This window comes from Sphingomonas sp. C3-2 (assembly GCF_033025475.1).
Taxonomy (GTDB): domain Bacteria; phylum Pseudomonadota; class Alphaproteobacteria; order Sphingomonadales; family Sphingomonadaceae; genus Sphingobium_A.
Window position 1 is genome coordinate 1,544,335 of sequence record NZ_CP130322.1, and the last position, 15,036, is coordinate 1,559,370.

Genomic DNA, 15,036 nt, shown 5'->3' on the forward strand with positions numbered 1-15,036 from the left:
TCCGCCCGACGAGTGTGTCTTTTCCGCCACCCCCGAACGGGATCGGGCAATTTAGGCGGCTCGCCGACGAAACAAAACGCTTGGTCGGCGCGTATATCCCTCGACAGTGAGAACGAAGGGGACATGCCATGCATCTCGCCGACCCGCCGATCCGCCGCGCCATCGAACCAGCGCTGTCGGGATATCGGATCATGTATCACCGCGCCGAACCCAATCGTTGCCCCGGTTGCGGCAACAGCAACTGGCATATCGGGCGGATTTCCGCGCAGTGCGCCTTTTGCGATCTCTCGCTCCCGCTCGCAGAGGCTGCGGCGCCGGGGGATTTGATGGCGCGGCTCGGGCTCTAGCCCGCCCGCCGATCCACGAGCGGCGTGGCCGCGAACAGGCCGTGGCACAAGGTCGATGCATAATCGGCAATGGCGCTTGGTGTGTCGGGGCGCTCGCCCGCCCAGTTGCGCAGTTCATAAGCTGCGTTCAGCATCGCCGCGAGCGCGTGGCTCGCCACCAGCGGGTCGATCGCGCGCAGCGTCCCCTCGCTGATCCCGTCGATCACCATCCCCGCCAGCCGCCGCGTCAGATGGTTGGTGCGCGCCGCCATCTGCCCGCGCAGATCGGGCGGCAGCGCGTGGAGCGCAGTGGTGCGCAGCAACGGCCCCTGATCGGAAAACTGGACGTCGAGCAGCATCGCCATTGCGCTGCACAGCTTTTCCCACTGGCTGCCCCCGGCCGCCTCCGCCAACCGCAGCGCCGCAACCTGCACGTCGAAACTATGCGTGAAACAATCCACCACCAGTTCGTCCTTGCCGCCCAGATGGTGGTAGAAGCTGCCCTTGGTGACGTTGAGTTCGGACGCGATCCGCTCCACCGACGCCCCGCGATAGCCACGCTCGTTGATCAGCCGCGTCGCCGCCATCAGGAAATTGTGCCGGGCACCATCCTCGTCGGCCGCCATCCCCGGATCCAGCCGCGTGCGGCGCGGCGCCCAGGCCGCGTCCGGCAGCGCCAGACCGCCATCGAACAGTTCGACCATACGCGCCGACAGGCGGGGATATTCGTCCAGATCGTGCTGGTTCAGCCAGCTCGGCAGCCACAGCGTCGCCTCCACCAGAACATGCGTCCGCGCGGTCAGCAGCGCCTTGTCGCCATTGCCGAAAAAGCCGCGAATCCGGCGCAGCAGCCCGCGATAGCGTTCGGCGAGCGCCGCGCGTTCGGGGCCGTCCAGCGCGCGCAGGTCCGACAATACCGCACAGGGCCGTGCGTGCTGCGCGCGGATCGCCGCATGTTGCGCGAAATGCGCGGCGACATAGGCGCGCACGCGCTCGCGCGGTCCCGCTGCCCGCTCGGCATCGGTCACGATGCCTTCGATCCGGTCGAGCGACTGGTCGTAGCATGCCGCCGCCAGCTGCTCGCGCCGCCGGAAATAATAGGTGACGCTGGTCGCATTCATCCCGACGCTTGCCGCCACATCACCCAGCGTCATGCCATGCGCCCCCGCCGCGTTGATCCGGCGCGCCGCCGCGTCGAGGATGAGATCACGCTTGGCACGGTAGCGCGGCGTGACAGCCTTTTTCGGTTTATCGGTATTCCCCAACATGCCGCCAAATCTAGCATCATGGCCAAAGTTCGAACAGACAGTCTTGCAGCCTCTGCAGGTGCGGCTAACCTTGGCACCCCATGAGGAGGTGCGTGTGACCAGCCTGTTCCAGATCCTCGCCGTGGTCGAACGGCACCCCGATGGCTTCGCCTTCGACATTCCGGCCAACTGGATGCAGGGGCGCACCGCCTATGGCGGCCTGTCGAGCGCGCTCGCGCTCCACAGCGCGCATGCCGTCGCCCCCGATCTTCCGGCGCTGCGCACCGCGCAGATTTCCTTTGTCGGTCCGCTCGCCGGGCGCGCGACCGCGCGGTCGCAGCTGCTCCGCCGCGGGCGCACGGCGGCGTTCATCCGCACCGATATATACGGCGAAGCGGGGCTCGCGCTCAGCGCCACCTTCGTCTTCATGGATGCGCTCGCCTCGCATATCGACCATGTCGACCTGCCCGCGCCGAGCGTTTTTCCGGAATCGGTGGCGGCGCATGTCCCGCGCGAAGCCCCCGAATTCACGCGCAACTTCGATCATTTCGACGCCGGCACCGACAGGGCCAGCGCCGATCTTATCCGCTGGACACGGTTGAAGGAACGCGACGGCGTTGATCCGATGACCGCGCTGATCGCGATCGGCGATGCCCTGCCCCCCGGCGCGCTGTGCCTTGCGCACGAACGCGGCCCGATCAGTTCGATGACCTGGCTCATCAACCTGCTGACCCCGGCGCCCGCGACCACCGATGGCTGGTGGCTGCTCCGCTCGCGCGCGGACTATGCCCGCAATGGTTGCTCCAGCCAGGTGATGACGATCTGGAACCGCGACGGCACCCCGGTCGCCACCGGGATGCAAAGCGTCGCGCTCTTCATCTGATGCCCGCGCTTGCAGCGGACCGCCTCGTCCCCCTATCCTCTTATTTCCGATCCATGTGAAAAGGCGCCAGAACCTATGGCCGACGCAAACTCCACGCCCCAGCAGCTTGTCGATCAGTTGAAAGCGCTGCTCGATGTCGAGGAACTCGACCGGGACCTTTATCGCGGCGACAAGCTGCCCGAGGGGCGTGGCCGCGTATTTGGCGGGCAGGTGATCGCACAGGCGCTGTCCGCCGCCACCAAATCGGTCGAGGGGGAACGCATCGCGCATTCGCTCCACGCCTATTTCATGCGCCCCGGCGATGATTCGCTGCCGATCATCTACCGCGTCGAGCGCGACTTCGACGGACGCAGCTTCGCCACGCGGCGGGTCATCGCGCTGCAAAAGGGCGTGCCGATCCTCAACATGGCGGCTTCGTTCCAGACGCCCGAACAAGGCCTTGCGCATCAGGAGGAAATGCCCGACGTGCCGCCGCCCGAGGCGCTGATGGCCGAGGTCGAGCATGTCCGCGCCAACGCCGCGACGATCGAACCCCATCTGCTCAGCTGGCTGACCCGGCCGCGCCCGATCGAGATCCGCCCGGTCGCCTCGCGCTGGGGCAATGTCGAGGCGAAGCGTCCGCCGATCCAGCATTACTGGATGCGCGCGGTCGCCCCGCTGGGCGACGATCCCGAGGTACACCGCGCCATCCTCGCCTATGTTTCGGACATGACGCTGCTCAGCACCTCGACGCTGCCGCACGGGATCGACTGGTCGATGCCCAATTTCCAGAGCGCCAGCCTCGATCATTCGCTGTGGATCCACGAGGATCTGCGCGCCGACGACTGGCTGCTCTTCACCACCAACAGCCCGTGGACCGGCCATGCGCGCGGCTTCAACCGCGGCAGTTTCTACACACGCGACGGCCGTCTGGTTGCGAGTGCGGCACAGGAAGGGCTGATCCGGCTGCGGCCCTGAACCGGCAACGCCTTTGCGCGTCTATTTGATCTTGAAGTGCTGGATGAAGATGTCGATCCGCCAGTTCAGCCGCTTCTTCAGCGCTCCAAGGTCCAGATCGTTACGATCGCCAAGCATCGCCTTCAGCTCGGCATCGCCCATCACCATCGCGATATAGAGTTCGGCGGCGGCTTCGGGTTCGTCGATCTGGGCGCGCCCATCCTCGTTCCATTCGCGGAACAGCCCCGCCACCTCGGCCACCCGCTGAAGATGTACCTCGCGGTAAAAATCCCGCGCGAATTCGGGGTCGGTCATGCTTTCCGAAATCACGATACGCAGGATCGCGATCGCGCGCGATTCCGTCATCCGCAGCAATACGCGGTCCGCGATCATGCGCAGGATCTCAGCCGCAGAGTCGATCTGCGCCATCTCGTTTTCAAGCGCCTCGCGGCCCTCATATTTGTCGCGTTCCACCACCGCGCGCAAAAGGCCGTGCTTGTTGCCGAACAGTTCATAGACTGTTGCAAGCGAGCCACCGGAGCGCCGGATAATCGCGGCAAGGCTCACCTTCGCGAAACCTTGTTCGATGAACAGCGTTTCCGCTGCATCCAGAATGGCGCGCCTGCGATCTTCCCTGCGCCCATCACAATTGGGGGGCGCATCGTGGGGATGTCTCAGAGCCTTGGCCTGCACCCGACTCTCCCTTTCAGTTTGTTCATTGACCTGTAATGTACGTTACATTACATCCGCGTGCAACTTCATATCGATTATGGCATGATCCTCGTGCCGAAACCCATTGGGAATTACACATATGCGTCGGACCATCCTGGGAAGAACGACCGGCATCGCGCTGGCGAGCATGCTCCTTGCCCTCAGCGCCTGTTCGGGCGGCGAACAGCCGAGCATGCCGCCGCCGGAGGTGGAGGTTGTCACGATCAAGCCGCAGGCGATCGACAATGTCATCGAGCTGCCGGGCCGGGTCCAGGCGATCCGCACCGCCGAGGTGCGCGCGCGCGTGAACGGCATCGTCGAACGCCGCCTGTTCGAGGAAGGCACCGATGTCCGCGCGGGCCAACCGCTGTTCCAGATCGATCCGCGCGAGTTGCGCGCCAGCCTCAACGCCTCGCTCGCGACGCTTGCGCGCAATCAGGCAACGGCGGCCAACGCCCAGCAGGATGTCGATCGGTACAAGGGGCTGATCGCCGATCAGGCGATCTCGAAACAGGAATATGACGCCGCTGTCGCGCGCCAGCGCACCGCGCAGGCCGATGTCGCGCTGGCCAAGGCGCAAGTGGAATCCGCCCGCCTCAACCTCGGCTATGCCACCGTTACCGCGCCGATTTCGGGCCGCGCCGGCCGGGCGCAGGTGACCGAAGGCGCGCTGGTCTCGGCATCGGGCGGCACGCTCTTCACCACGATCGAGCAGCTCAGCCCGATCTATGTGAATTTCTCGCAGTCGAGCTCCGACCTTATCGCCATCCGCCGCGACGCGCAGGCGGGCCGCCTCGACATCCCCTATGACGCCAACCGGGTCGAGGTTGATCTGGTGCTTGAGGACGGGTCGCCATACGGCCTTGCCGGTCATATCGACTTCCTCGACATGTCGATCGACGAATCCACCGGCACCGCCGCGCTTCGCGCCGAATTCCCCAATCCCGGCCGCGTTCTGCTGCCCGGTCAGTTCGTCCGCGCGCGGATCAAGGCCGGTGTCCGCCCCGACGGCATCCTCGTGCCCCAGACCGCGGTCAAGGTTGCCGAACAGGGCGCCAGCGTCATGGTCGTCGGCGACAAGGACATGGTCGCCGTCCGCGAGGTCAAGCTGGGCGATCTGCGCGGTTCGCAATGGGTGATCCGCGAGGGGCTGAAACCGGGGGACCGCGTCATCGTCAACGGCCTGCAAAAGGTGAAGCCGGGCATTCCGGTGCGCATCGCAGGCGCCCCCAAGGCTGCAGCCAAGCCCGCCGCCCCGGCGAACTGAGGGAGGCTGAGCCATGTCCCCCCGCTTCTTCATCGACCGCCCCGTCTTCGCGTGGGTCGTCGCGCTCTGCATCACGCTCGCGGGCATCATCGCGCTGCGCGCGCTGCCGATCGAGCAATATCCCAACATCGCCCCGCCCTCGCTGACGATCAGCGTCACCTATCCGGGGGCCGACGCGGCAACGCTTGAAAAGAACGTCACCCAGGTCATCGAGCAGGAACTGAACGGCGTGGAGGGTTTCCTCTACATGTCGTCGACCAGCTTCTCGAACGGCGCGGCGTCGATCTCGGTCACGTTCGAAACCGGGACCAACATCGATACGGCGCAGATGAACGTGCAGAACCGCCTGCGCACCGTCGAACAGCGCCTGCCCGAAGAGGTCCGTCGCCAGGGCATTCTCGTCAACGAAGCCTCGAGCGGCTTCCTCATGGTCGTCGCGATCCAGTCGAAGACCGGCGCCACCAGCACGCTCGATCTCGGCAACTTCGCCAACAACCGCGTGGTCGACGAACTGCGCCGCGTACAGGGCGTTGGCGATATCCGCGTCTTCGGTTCGCCCTATGCGATGCGCATCTGGCTCGATCCGCAAAAGCTTGCCAATTACAAGCTGTCCGCGGCCGAGGCGCTTGCCGCCGTCAAGGAACAGAACAGCCAGAGCGCGGGCGGCGCGCTCGGTGATCTGCCGCTTGCCAAGGATACCGCGCTCAACGCGACGATCGTCACCCAGAGCCGCTTCAGCACGCCCGAACAGTTCGCCAACATCATCCTGCGCGCCAACCCCGATGGCTCGGCGGTCACGCTGGGCGATGTCGCGCGCGTCGAACTGGGCGCAAAATCCTATCTCACCGACGCCACCCTCAACGGCAAGCCGATGACGGGTCTCGGCATCCAGCTGACCCCGGGCGCCAACGCGCTGTCCACCGCGCGCGGCGTCGAGGAACGGATGCAGGAACTGGCCACCAGCTTCCCCGAAGACATCCAGTGGACCGTCCCCTTCACCACCACCCCCTTCATTCAGAGCTCGATCAAGGAAGTGGTGAAGACGCTCGTCGAAGCGATGGCGCTCGTCTTCCTCGTGATGTTCCTGTTCCTTCAGAACTGGCGCGCCACGATCATTCCGACGATCGTCGTTCCGATCGCGCTCGCCGGCGCCTGTCTCGGCCTGTGGCTCTTCGGCTTCTCGATCAACGTGCTCTCGCTCTTCGGCATGGTGCTTGCCATCGGTATTCTCGTCGACGATGCGATCGTCGTGATCGAGAATGTCGAACGCATCATGGTCGAGGAACATCTGTCGCCCTATCAGGCGACCGTGAAGGCGATGTCGCAGATCACCTCGGCGATCATCGGCATCACGCTGGTGCTGATGGCAGTGTTCGTGCCGATGGCCTTCTTCCCCGGTTCGACCGGGCAGATCTACCGCCAGTTCTCGGTCACGCTCATCGTCTCGATCGGCTTCTCCGCGCTGCTGGCGCTCACGCTGACGCCGGCACTGTGCGCCACCTTCCTCAAACCGCATGTCCCCTCTGATCAGCGGCAGGACAATTGGTTCAACCGCAAGACGGGCGCCTTTTTCGACCGTTTCAACGGCTGGTTCGGCCGCACGACCGATCAGTATCAGGGCAATGTCGGCAAGATCCTGGCAAAGCCGGTGCGCTGGCTCGGCATCTTCGTGCTGCTGTGCGGCATCACCATGCTGCTGTTCACCCGTCTTCCCGGCGGCTTCCTGCCCGAAGAGGATCAGGGCACGTTGATCAGCGTCGTCCAGGCGCCTCCGGGCTCGACCCGCGAGCAGACGGACAAGGCGATCGAGCAGATGCGCGCCTATTATGCGCAGCAGCCCGAAATGCAGAATCTGATCGTCATCCGTGGCTTCAGCTTCTTTGGCCAGGGTCAGGCGAACGCCATGGCGCTCGGCTCGCTCAAGCCGTGGGAGGAACGCAAGGGCGCCGAACACAGCGCCCAGACCGTCGTCGGCAAGGCGATGGGCGCGCTGATGGGGATCAAGGAAGCCTTTGTCTTCGCGATCAACCCGCCGCCCATCCCCGAACTCGGCACCGCCAGCGGCTTTTCGTTCAAGCTGCAGGATCGCGGCGGCGCGGGCTATGACGCGCTGCTCAACGCCCGCAACATGATGCTGGGCGCGGCGATGCAGAGCAAGGTGCTGACCGGCGTCCGCCCCGACGAACCCGAAGGCTCGCCCCAGCTCCGCGTCGATATCGACCGGATCAAGGCGCGCGCGCTCGGCCTGTCGATCGGCGACGTCAACACCACGCTCGCGATCGCCTTTGGCAGTGCCTATGCCAACGACTTCAACCGCGACGGCCGTGTGCTGCAGGTGCTGCTCCAGGCCGATAGCGCCTATCGCATGACCCCGCAGGATGTGCTCGACCTCAAGGTCCGCAATGCCGAGGGCGCGATGGTTCCCTTCGGCGCGTTCACCCAGGTCGATTGGACGTCGGGGCCGCAACAGCTTGTCCGTTACAATGGCTATCCCGCCATGACGATCTCGGGCAGCGCCGCTCCCGGCAAGTCGACGGGTGAGGCGATGGACGAGATGGAACGTCTCGCCAAGAACCTGCCCGCAGGCTTTGCGTTTGAATGGACGGGCATTTCCTATGAGGAAAAACAGTCCGCCGGCCAGATCGGCGCGCTGCTTGCCCTTTCGCTCGTCGTCGTCATCCTGCTGCTCTCGGCGCTCTATGAAAGCTGGTCGGTCCCGGTTGCGGTCGTCCTCGCGGTGCCGCTGGGCGTGCTCGGCGCGGTGCTCTTCTCGATGCTCCGCGGGCTTTCGGCAGACGTCTATTTCAACGTCGGCCTGATCACGATCATCGGGCTTGCCGCGAAGAACGCGATCCTCATCGTCGAGTTCGCGATCGAGCAGGAAGCCGAAGGCAAATCCACGCTCGAGGCTACGCTCGATGCCGTGAAGATGCGCCTGCGTCCGATCATCATGACCTCGCTCGCCTTCATCCTCGGCATGGTCCCGCTCGCGATCGCCAGCGGTGCCGGCGCGGCCAGCCGCATCGCGGTGGGCAGCGGCGTGATGGGGGGCATGATCGCCGCCACCATCCTCGGTATCTTCTTCATTCCGCTCTTCTATCTGTCGGTGCGCAAATGGCTGTCAAAGGGCCGTCCGCCCGCACCCAATGAGAAGGGTCATCACGAACCGGAGCCCGGCCATGCATAAGGCCCTGTCCCTTTCCCTGCCCCTTTTGGCGCTGCTCGCCGGTTGCCAGATGGCGCCCAAGCATGTCCGTCCGGATCTGCCGACCGCGCCCGACTATCCCGCCACCTATGCCGATGAGGTAACGCTCGGCAAACGGGCGAGCGATATTGGCTGGCGCGACTTCTTCGTCGACCCGCAACTGGCCGCGCTTGTCGAGCACGCGCTCTCGAACAACCGCGATCTGCGTGTCGCGCTTGCCCAGATCGAGGAGGCCCGCGGCCAGTACCGCATCCAGGACGCCGATCGCCTGCCCACCATCGCGGCTTCGGCCGATGCCTCGCGCAATCGGATGACGCTGGGCACGACGGGGTTCGGCAACGGCACGGTCACGCTCAACCGCTATTCGGTCGGGGTCGGCGTATCGAGCTTCGAGATCGATTTCTGGGGCCGGGTGCGCAACCTGTCCGAAGCCGCGCGCGCGCAATATCTGGCAACGGTCGAGGGCGAACGCGCCTTCCGCCTGTCGCTCATCCGCGACGTCGCCTCGGCCTATCTTTCGGGCCGGGAAGCGGCGGAACGCATGGCGCTGGCCGAAGGCACCGTCCGCACGCGCCAGGAAGGTCTGCGGATCGCCAAGCGCCGCCTTGATGCGGGCGTTACCTCGGCGCTCGATTTCCGTCAGTCCGAAAGCCTGCTCACCCAGGCCGAAACCGAACTTGCGGCGCTCCGCCTCGCAAAGGCGCAGGCCGACAATTTCCTCTCGGTCCTGATCGGCGGCACGGTTCCGTCGACGCTCCCGCCGCCGCTGCCGCTGGCCGCACAGGAAAACAGCACACGCATCGCCGCCGGGCTGCCGTCCGAGCTGCTGGTCGCGCGGCCCGACATCATCGCCGCCGAGGAACGCCTGCGCGCGGCGCGCGCCAATATCGGCGCCGCCCGCGCCGCCTTCTTCCCGAGCATTTCGCTCACCGGCAATGCCGGTTTCTCGTCCACCGATCTCGACGATCTGTTCGGCGCCAACAGCAAGACATGGAGCTTCGGCCCGTCTATCTCGCTGCCGATCTTTGATTTCGGTCGCCGCAAAGGCAGCCTGAGCGTGGCCGAGGCGCGCGAGGATATCGCGGTCGCAAGCTATGAGAAAACCGTCCAGACCGCGTTTCAGGAAGTGTCGAACGCGCTTGCCGGGCGTCGTTACCTTGCCGAACAGGTGTCGGCGCAGGAACGCGGCACCGAGGCGCAGCGCCGGATCGCCAATCTCGCGCGCACCCGCTACCGCGAGGGCGTGGCCGATTATCTCGAGGTGCTCGACGCCGAACGCAACCTCTTCTCGGCCGAGCAGGCGCTGCTCCAGCTCCGCCGGGCAGAGGCCGAAAATCTCGTCACGCTCTATGTCGCCTTGGGCGGCGGCGTGGTCGAACGGTCGATAACGGCGCAGCCCTGATCGGGGCTGCGCCGTACGCGCTTACAGCTTGTCCGCGAAACCGTCGGTCGCGCGGATCAACTGGTCCAGAATGCCGGCTTCGTCATAGGCGTGGCCGGCATCGCCGATCATGTGGAACGCCGCCTCGGGCCAGGCGCGGTGCAGGTCCCACGCCGTCCTGGGCGGCGTCGCCGCATCATAGCGCCCCTGGATGATCACGCCGGGAATATCCTTCAGCCGGTGCGCGTTGCGGATCAGCTGCTCGTCTTCCAGCCAGCCCTTGTGCACGAAATAATGGTTTTCGATGCGGGCAAAGGCGATGGCGAATTCGTCGCCGGTAAAGCTGTCGATCAGCGCCGCGTCGGGCACCAGCTTGATCGTGCTGCCTTCCCACCGGCTCCACGCGCGCGCCGCCTCGATGCGCACCGCCGGATCGTCATGCGTCAGGCGGCGGCGATAGGCGCCCACAAGATCATGGCGCTCGTCCTCGGCGATGGGGGCCAGGAAGCCTTCCCACAGATCGGGGAAAAGCCACGAGGCGCCCTCCTGATAATACCAGTCGATCTCACTCTGGCGGACGGTGAAGATGCCGCGCAGGATCAGCCCGCTCGTGCGCTCGGGATGCGTTTCGGCATAGGCCAGCGCCAGCGACGATCCCCATGATCCGCCGAACACCAGCCATTGCTCCGCCCCCGCCATGTCGCGCAGCCGTTCGATATCGGCCACCAGATGCCAGGTCGTGTTGTTTTCCAGCTCGGCATGGGGACGCGAGCGGCCGCAGCCGCGCTGGTCGAACAACATGATGTTGTAGCGCGCGGGATCGAACAGCCGGCGATGCTGCGGGCTGCACCCGGCCCCCGGGCCACCGTGCAGGAAGACGACGGGGATGCCGTCGGGATTGCCGCATTGCTCCCAATAGACGCTATGGCCATCCCCGGTGTCGAGATGGCCGGAGCGATAGGGTTCGATGGGCGGATAAAGCGTTTTCAGGGGCTGGTTCGTCATGGCAATTACTTGCGCCCGCCCAGCCCCCGAAGCAAGCGCTCAGCCGAGGCCCTGCGCGTGCGCCGCGCGTTCCAGTTCCTCGCGGAAATCGGGATGCGCGATGCCGATCAGCGCCGCGGCGCGTTCGCGCATCGATTTGCCCTTCAAATTGGTCCAGCCATGCTCGGTCACCACGATCTGGGTATCGTTGCGCGGCGTGGTCACCGGGCCGTCGAGCGCGGGCACGATGCGCGATACCTTGCCGCCCGCCGCGGTCGAATGGCAGGCGATGATCGACATGCCGCCCTTCGACGCAAAGGCCCCGCGCACGAAATCGAGCTGCCCGCCCGCCGCGCTGAACTGGCGCCCGCCCATGAATTCCGAATTGCACGCGCCCGAAAGGTCCATCTGGATCGTCGCGTTCACCGAAACCATATTGTCGTTGCGCGCGATCACCGCGGGATCATTCACATAATCCACCGGATGCGCCTCGAGATCGCGGTTCTCGTGGATGAAATCGTAGAGCGCCTGATCGCCCATCGCGAAGGTATAGATGCCCTTGCCGGTATCGATCTGCTTGCGGCTGTTATCCACAACGCCGGCGCGCATCAGCGCGGCCAGCCCCGGCGTCATCAGCTCGGTATGGATACCCAGATGGCGGTGATCCTTGAGTGCGACGCACACCGCATCGGGCAGCGCACCGATCCCCATCTGCAGGCACGCGCCGTCGCGCACCATGTCCGCGATGATGTTGCCGATGGTGATATCGGGCCCGCGCGGGGGAGCCGCAGACACGCTCAGCAGCGGCTGCGGATTTTCGACGATCGCGGTCACTTCCGACACATGGACCGTGCAGTTGCCGAACACGCGCGGCATATTGGGATTAACCTCAAGGATCACGCGCCTGGCGTGGCGCGCGCAGGCCAGCGCATAATCGGTGTCGGTGCCAAAGCTGAAATTGCCGTCCGCATCCATCGGCGAAACGGTGGTGACGAAACTGTCGATATCGATCTCGTCGCACAACAGGCGCGGCGCGTGGCTGAACGCGGTCGGCACCACGTCGAGCGGCGCGCGCCCATCCGCCACCAGCCGCTTGTCCAGCGCGCGCTCGACGCCGCCGTGAAACAGGCTCATCGGCGTGATCCGGTCAAGCAGCTCATACCGCAAGATCGTATCCCCCGCGATCGCGGTCGACAGCAGATAATAAAGGCGCACATCGGTCAGATCACCACCCTCGGCGCGGGCGGCCAGTGCCGCCAGCAGCGCGGGTGGCTGGGACACGCCAAGACCCATTGCCAGCTTCGCGCCCGAAGGGATGAGCGCAGCGGCATTTTGGGACGACATCAAACGATTTTTATAGAGCGCATCGGGCGCGTTCATGAACAAACTCCGCAAACTGGTTCTGCGCAAATAGTGGCGCATCCATCCGGAGTTGATAAGCCAAAACGGCTCCGTTCACCGCAAATTTACCATGGCTGTGCGGTGGCGCACAGCCGGGGCCGGTTATCCGCCTACAAAGGGGGTGCGACCCAAACGGATCACGTCCTTTCAGGGCACCGATTCGGCATCATGGTCCGGTGGCACATCGCCGCCGGACCATGATGTTTTTCAGGCCGCTGCGATCAGTCGCGCAGCAGTTCGTTGATACCGGTCTTGGCGCGGGTCTGCGCGTCGACGCGCTTGACGATCACCGCGCAGTACAGCGACGGGCCGGTCGAGCCATCGGGCAGCGGCTTGCCGGGCAGCGCACCGGGGACGACCACCGCATAGCTCGGCACGCGGCCGATAAAGACTTCGCCCGTCGCGCGGTCGACAATCTTGGTCGATGCGCCCAGATAAACGCCCATCGACAGCACGGCGCCTTCCTCGACGATCACGCCCTCGGCCACTTCCGAACGCGCACCGATGAAGCAATTATCCTCGATGATCACCGGGTTGGCCTGCAGCGGCTCGAGCACGCCGCCAATGCCAACGCCGCCCGAAAGGTGCACATTCTTGCCGATCTGCGCACAGCTGCCGACGGTTGCCCAGGTGTCGACCATCGTGCCTTCGCCGACGAACGCACCGATGTTGACGAAGCTCGGCATCAGCACCGCACCCTTGGCGACGTGCGCGCCCGCGCGCACCACCGAACCGGGAACCGCGCGGAAACCGGCGGCGCGGAACTGCGCCTCATCCCAGCCCGAGAATTTCGAGGGCACCTTGTCGAACCAGTGCGCCGCACCCGGGGCGTTGGCGATCAGCGCATTGTCGTTCAGGCGGAACGACAGCAGAACCGCCTTTTTCAGCCACTGGTTCACCACCCATTCGCCGCCAACCTTCTCAGCAACGCGCGCGGTGCCGGCGTCAAGCGCGGCCAGCGCGTGGTTCACGGCGTCGCGCACTTCGCCCTTGGTGTCGAAACCCAGCGTGTCGCGTGCGTCCCACGCCTGTTCGATCACTGCCTGAAGATTGTCGCTCATGGTCATTCGCCCTCGATTACATGTTGCAGCCATTGGCCAAGTTCGGGGGTCTCATAGTCGATCATGTCGGCCTGAACACCCTCTCCGCCCAGTTCCGAACCATTATTGATCCAGACCGTCGTCATCCCCAGCGCCTTTGCGGGAACCAGATTGCGCGCCATGTCCTCGACGAACAGCGCCTCGCGCGGCGCAATCTCGAGCGTATCGCACATCCGCCGATATCCCGGCGCCATCGGCTTGGGCCGGTAATCGAGCTGGTGGATATCGTACACCGTCTCGAACAGGCCGTTCAGCCCCAGCTTGTCGAGCACGCGCCCGGCATATTCGGCATCGCCATTGGTGAAGACGATCCGGCGCCCGGGCAGCGATGCGATCCGGTCGATCACGGTCCTGTCGGGCGCAATCCGGTCGAGCGGGATGTCATGGACGAAATCGAGAAAATGGTGCGGATCGACGCCGTGATCCTGCATCAAGCCGGCCAGCGTCGTGCCGTGCGCGAGGAAATATTCCTTCTGCACCCGCCGCGCCTCGATCGGGTCGCAGGCGAGAAGCTCGGCGATATAGGCACCCATCCGATCGTCGATCAGCCCGAACAGGTCGGCCACGGGCGGATAGAGCGTGTTGTCGAGATCGAAGATCCAGGTGCGGACATGGGAAAGAGCGCGGATCATGGCCGCGCCTCTACCCCAAAGCGCCCCGCAAAGAAACAGCGCGCAGGCGCATCTCGCCCCGATGCCGGGGCTTTGGTTCGCGTCATCATGGCTTTCCGGCCGGGATTGCGCCGGTCAGACGGTGAAGCTCTCGCCGCAGCCGCACGCGCCCTTGGCATTGGGGTTTTCGAAGACGAACCCGGCGGTGAAGTCATCCTCCACCCAGTCCATCGTCGATCCGATCAGGTACAGAACCGATGCGGCGTCGATGAAAAAGGGGCCGGCGGGCGTCTCGATGCGTTCGTCGAACGACGCCGCCTCGGTGACGTAATCGACCGAATAGGCCAGCCCCGAACAGCCACGGCGCGGCGTCGACAGCTTCAGCCCCAGCGTCCCTTCGGGCGCCAGCCCCATCAGCTTGGCGATGCGCGCCTCGGCGTTTGCGGTCAGCGTCACCGCCGACGGGCGCGCGCGGGTCCGGGTGGTCGTTTCGGCCATCAGAGCATTCCCAGTTCGAGCTTGGCTTCGTCCGACATTTTCTGCGGGTCCCATGGCGGATCCCAGACCAGCGCCACTTCGGCCGAACCGATTCCCGGCACCGCGCCGACGCGCAGTTCCACCTCACCCGGCATCGATTCCGCCACCGGGCAGTGCGGCGTGGTCAGCGTCATGGTGACGACGGCATGGCCATCGGTCGTGATGTCGACCCCATAGATCAGGCCAAGGTCATAGATATTCACCGGAATTTCCGGGTCATAGATTTCCTTGAGCGCGGTGATCACGGCTTCGTACAGATCGCCGCCGGGTTCGCCCGCCGCCTGGTCGACAGGCTTTTGCGACAGGAAACCTTCCAGATAGTCGCGCTTGCGTTCCATCGTCTCGCGCGGGCTTTCCTCCACCACGGCATCGTCGACACGCGCCTTGGGCGGCTTCACGGCCTCGGTCACCTGCTCGACCTCGATCTTGTGTTCTTCGTTCACCCGA

The 15,036-nt window shown here is 65.1% G+C and carries 14 protein-coding genes; 6 read left to right on the forward strand and 8 right to left on the reverse strand.

The genetic code is table 11. From position 1 onward, the window contains the following. The first annotated feature begins 128 nt into the window (after positions 1–128). Positions 129–347 carry a hypothetical protein gene (locus tag QYC26_RS07525; protein ID WP_317514773.1) on the forward strand — a complete coding sequence of 73 codons (219 nt, stop codon included), beginning with the start codon at positions 129–131 and terminating at the stop codon, positions 345–347. Here the strand turns inward: QYC26_RS07525 and QYC26_RS07530 are convergent. After that, positions 344–1,594, reverse strand: a complete 1,251-nt coding sequence (locus QYC26_RS07530; RefSeq protein WP_317514774.1) for a TetR/AcrR family transcriptional regulator — start codon at positions 1,592–1,594, stop codon at positions 344–346. The genes QYC26_RS07525 and QYC26_RS07530 overlap by 4 nt on opposite strands. 94 nt (positions 1,595–1,688) lie before the next feature. On the opposite strand from QYC26_RS07530, the gene QYC26_RS07535 reads away from it, so the two are divergent. After that, positions 1,689–2,456, forward strand: a complete 768-nt coding sequence (locus QYC26_RS07535) for a thioesterase family protein (protein ID WP_317514775.1) — start codon at positions 1,689–1,691, stop codon at positions 2,454–2,456. Positions 2,457–2,531: 75 nt separating this feature from the next. Further along, positions 2,532–3,413, forward strand: a complete 882-nt coding sequence (locus QYC26_RS07540) for an acyl-CoA thioesterase II (protein WP_317514776.1) — start codon at positions 2,532–2,534, stop codon at positions 3,411–3,413. 21 nt (positions 3,414–3,434) lie between these two features. Here the strand turns inward: QYC26_RS07540 and QYC26_RS07545 are convergent, their stop codons facing one another. Further along, positions 3,435–4,085, reverse strand: a complete 651-nt coding sequence (locus QYC26_RS07545) for a TetR/AcrR family transcriptional regulator (RefSeq protein ID WP_317514777.1) — start codon at positions 4,083–4,085, stop codon at positions 3,435–3,437. 118 nt (positions 4,086–4,203) lie between these two features. On the opposite strand from QYC26_RS07545, the gene QYC26_RS07550 reads away from it, so the two are divergent. Genes QYC26_RS07550 through QYC26_RS07560 form a run of 3 tightly spaced genes read left to right on the forward strand, consistent with a single transcriptional unit; the run spans position 4,204 to position 9,977 of the window. Continuing rightward, positions 4,204–5,370, forward strand: a complete 1,167-nt coding sequence (locus QYC26_RS07550; protein WP_317514778.1) for an efflux RND transporter periplasmic adaptor subunit — start codon at positions 4,204–4,206, stop codon at positions 5,368–5,370. A 13-nt stretch (positions 5,371–5,383) separates the two neighbouring features. After that, positions 5,384–8,557 carry a multidrug efflux RND transporter permease subunit gene (locus QYC26_RS07555; protein ID WP_317514779.1) on the forward strand — a complete coding sequence of 1,058 codons (3,174 nt, stop codon included), beginning with the start codon at positions 5,384–5,386 and terminating at the stop codon, positions 8,555–8,557. After that, positions 8,550–9,977, forward strand: coding sequence for an efflux transporter outer membrane subunit (locus QYC26_RS07560; protein ID WP_317514780.1), 1,428 nt, complete (start codon positions 8,550–8,552; stop codon positions 9,975–9,977). Before QYC26_RS07555 ends, QYC26_RS07560 begins: the two co-directional genes overlap by 8 nt. A gap of 21 nt (positions 9,978–9,998) precedes the next feature. Here QYC26_RS07560 and pip read toward each other — a convergent pair whose 3' ends face one another. From pip to QYC26_RS07590, 6 genes are all read right to left on the reverse strand, one after another. After that, positions 9,999–10,946 (reverse strand): prolyl aminopeptidase, encoded by a 948-nt coding sequence (gene pip, locus QYC26_RS07565; RefSeq protein ID WP_411197647.1) that lies wholly within the window; start codon positions 10,944–10,946, stop codon positions 9,999–10,001. Between the two features lie 54 nt (positions 10,947–11,000). Beyond that, complete coding sequence (locus QYC26_RS07570; RefSeq protein WP_317514782.1) at positions 11,001–12,284, reverse strand: acetyl-CoA hydrolase/transferase family protein; 1,284 nt, start codon at positions 12,282–12,284, stop codon at positions 11,001–11,003. 278 nt (positions 12,285–12,562) lie between these two features. Then, a complete protein-coding gene (gene dapD, locus QYC26_RS07575; RefSeq protein ID WP_317514783.1) occupies positions 12,563–13,402 on the reverse strand; it encodes a 2,3,4,5-tetrahydropyridine-2,6-dicarboxylate N-succinyltransferase in 840 nt (279 codons plus the stop codon). Positions 13,403–13,404: 2 nt separating this feature from the next. Continuing rightward, entirely contained in the window at positions 13,405–14,073 is a 669-nt protein-coding gene (locus QYC26_RS07580; RefSeq protein WP_317514784.1) for a pyrimidine 5'-nucleotidase, read from the reverse strand. Positions 14,074–14,187: 114 nt separating this feature from the next. Then, on the reverse strand, positions 14,188–14,550 hold the full coding sequence (locus tag QYC26_RS07585) for a HesB/IscA family protein (RefSeq protein WP_317514785.1): 363 nt from the start codon (positions 14,548–14,550) through the stop codon (positions 14,188–14,190). Next, on the reverse strand, positions 14,550–15,032 hold the full coding sequence (locus tag QYC26_RS07590; protein ID WP_317514786.1) for an SUF system Fe-S cluster assembly protein: 483 nt from the start codon (positions 15,030–15,032) through the stop codon (positions 14,550–14,552). The genes QYC26_RS07585 and QYC26_RS07590 overlap by 1 nt, the downstream gene beginning before the upstream one ends. Positions 15,033–15,036: the final 4 nt, after the last annotated feature.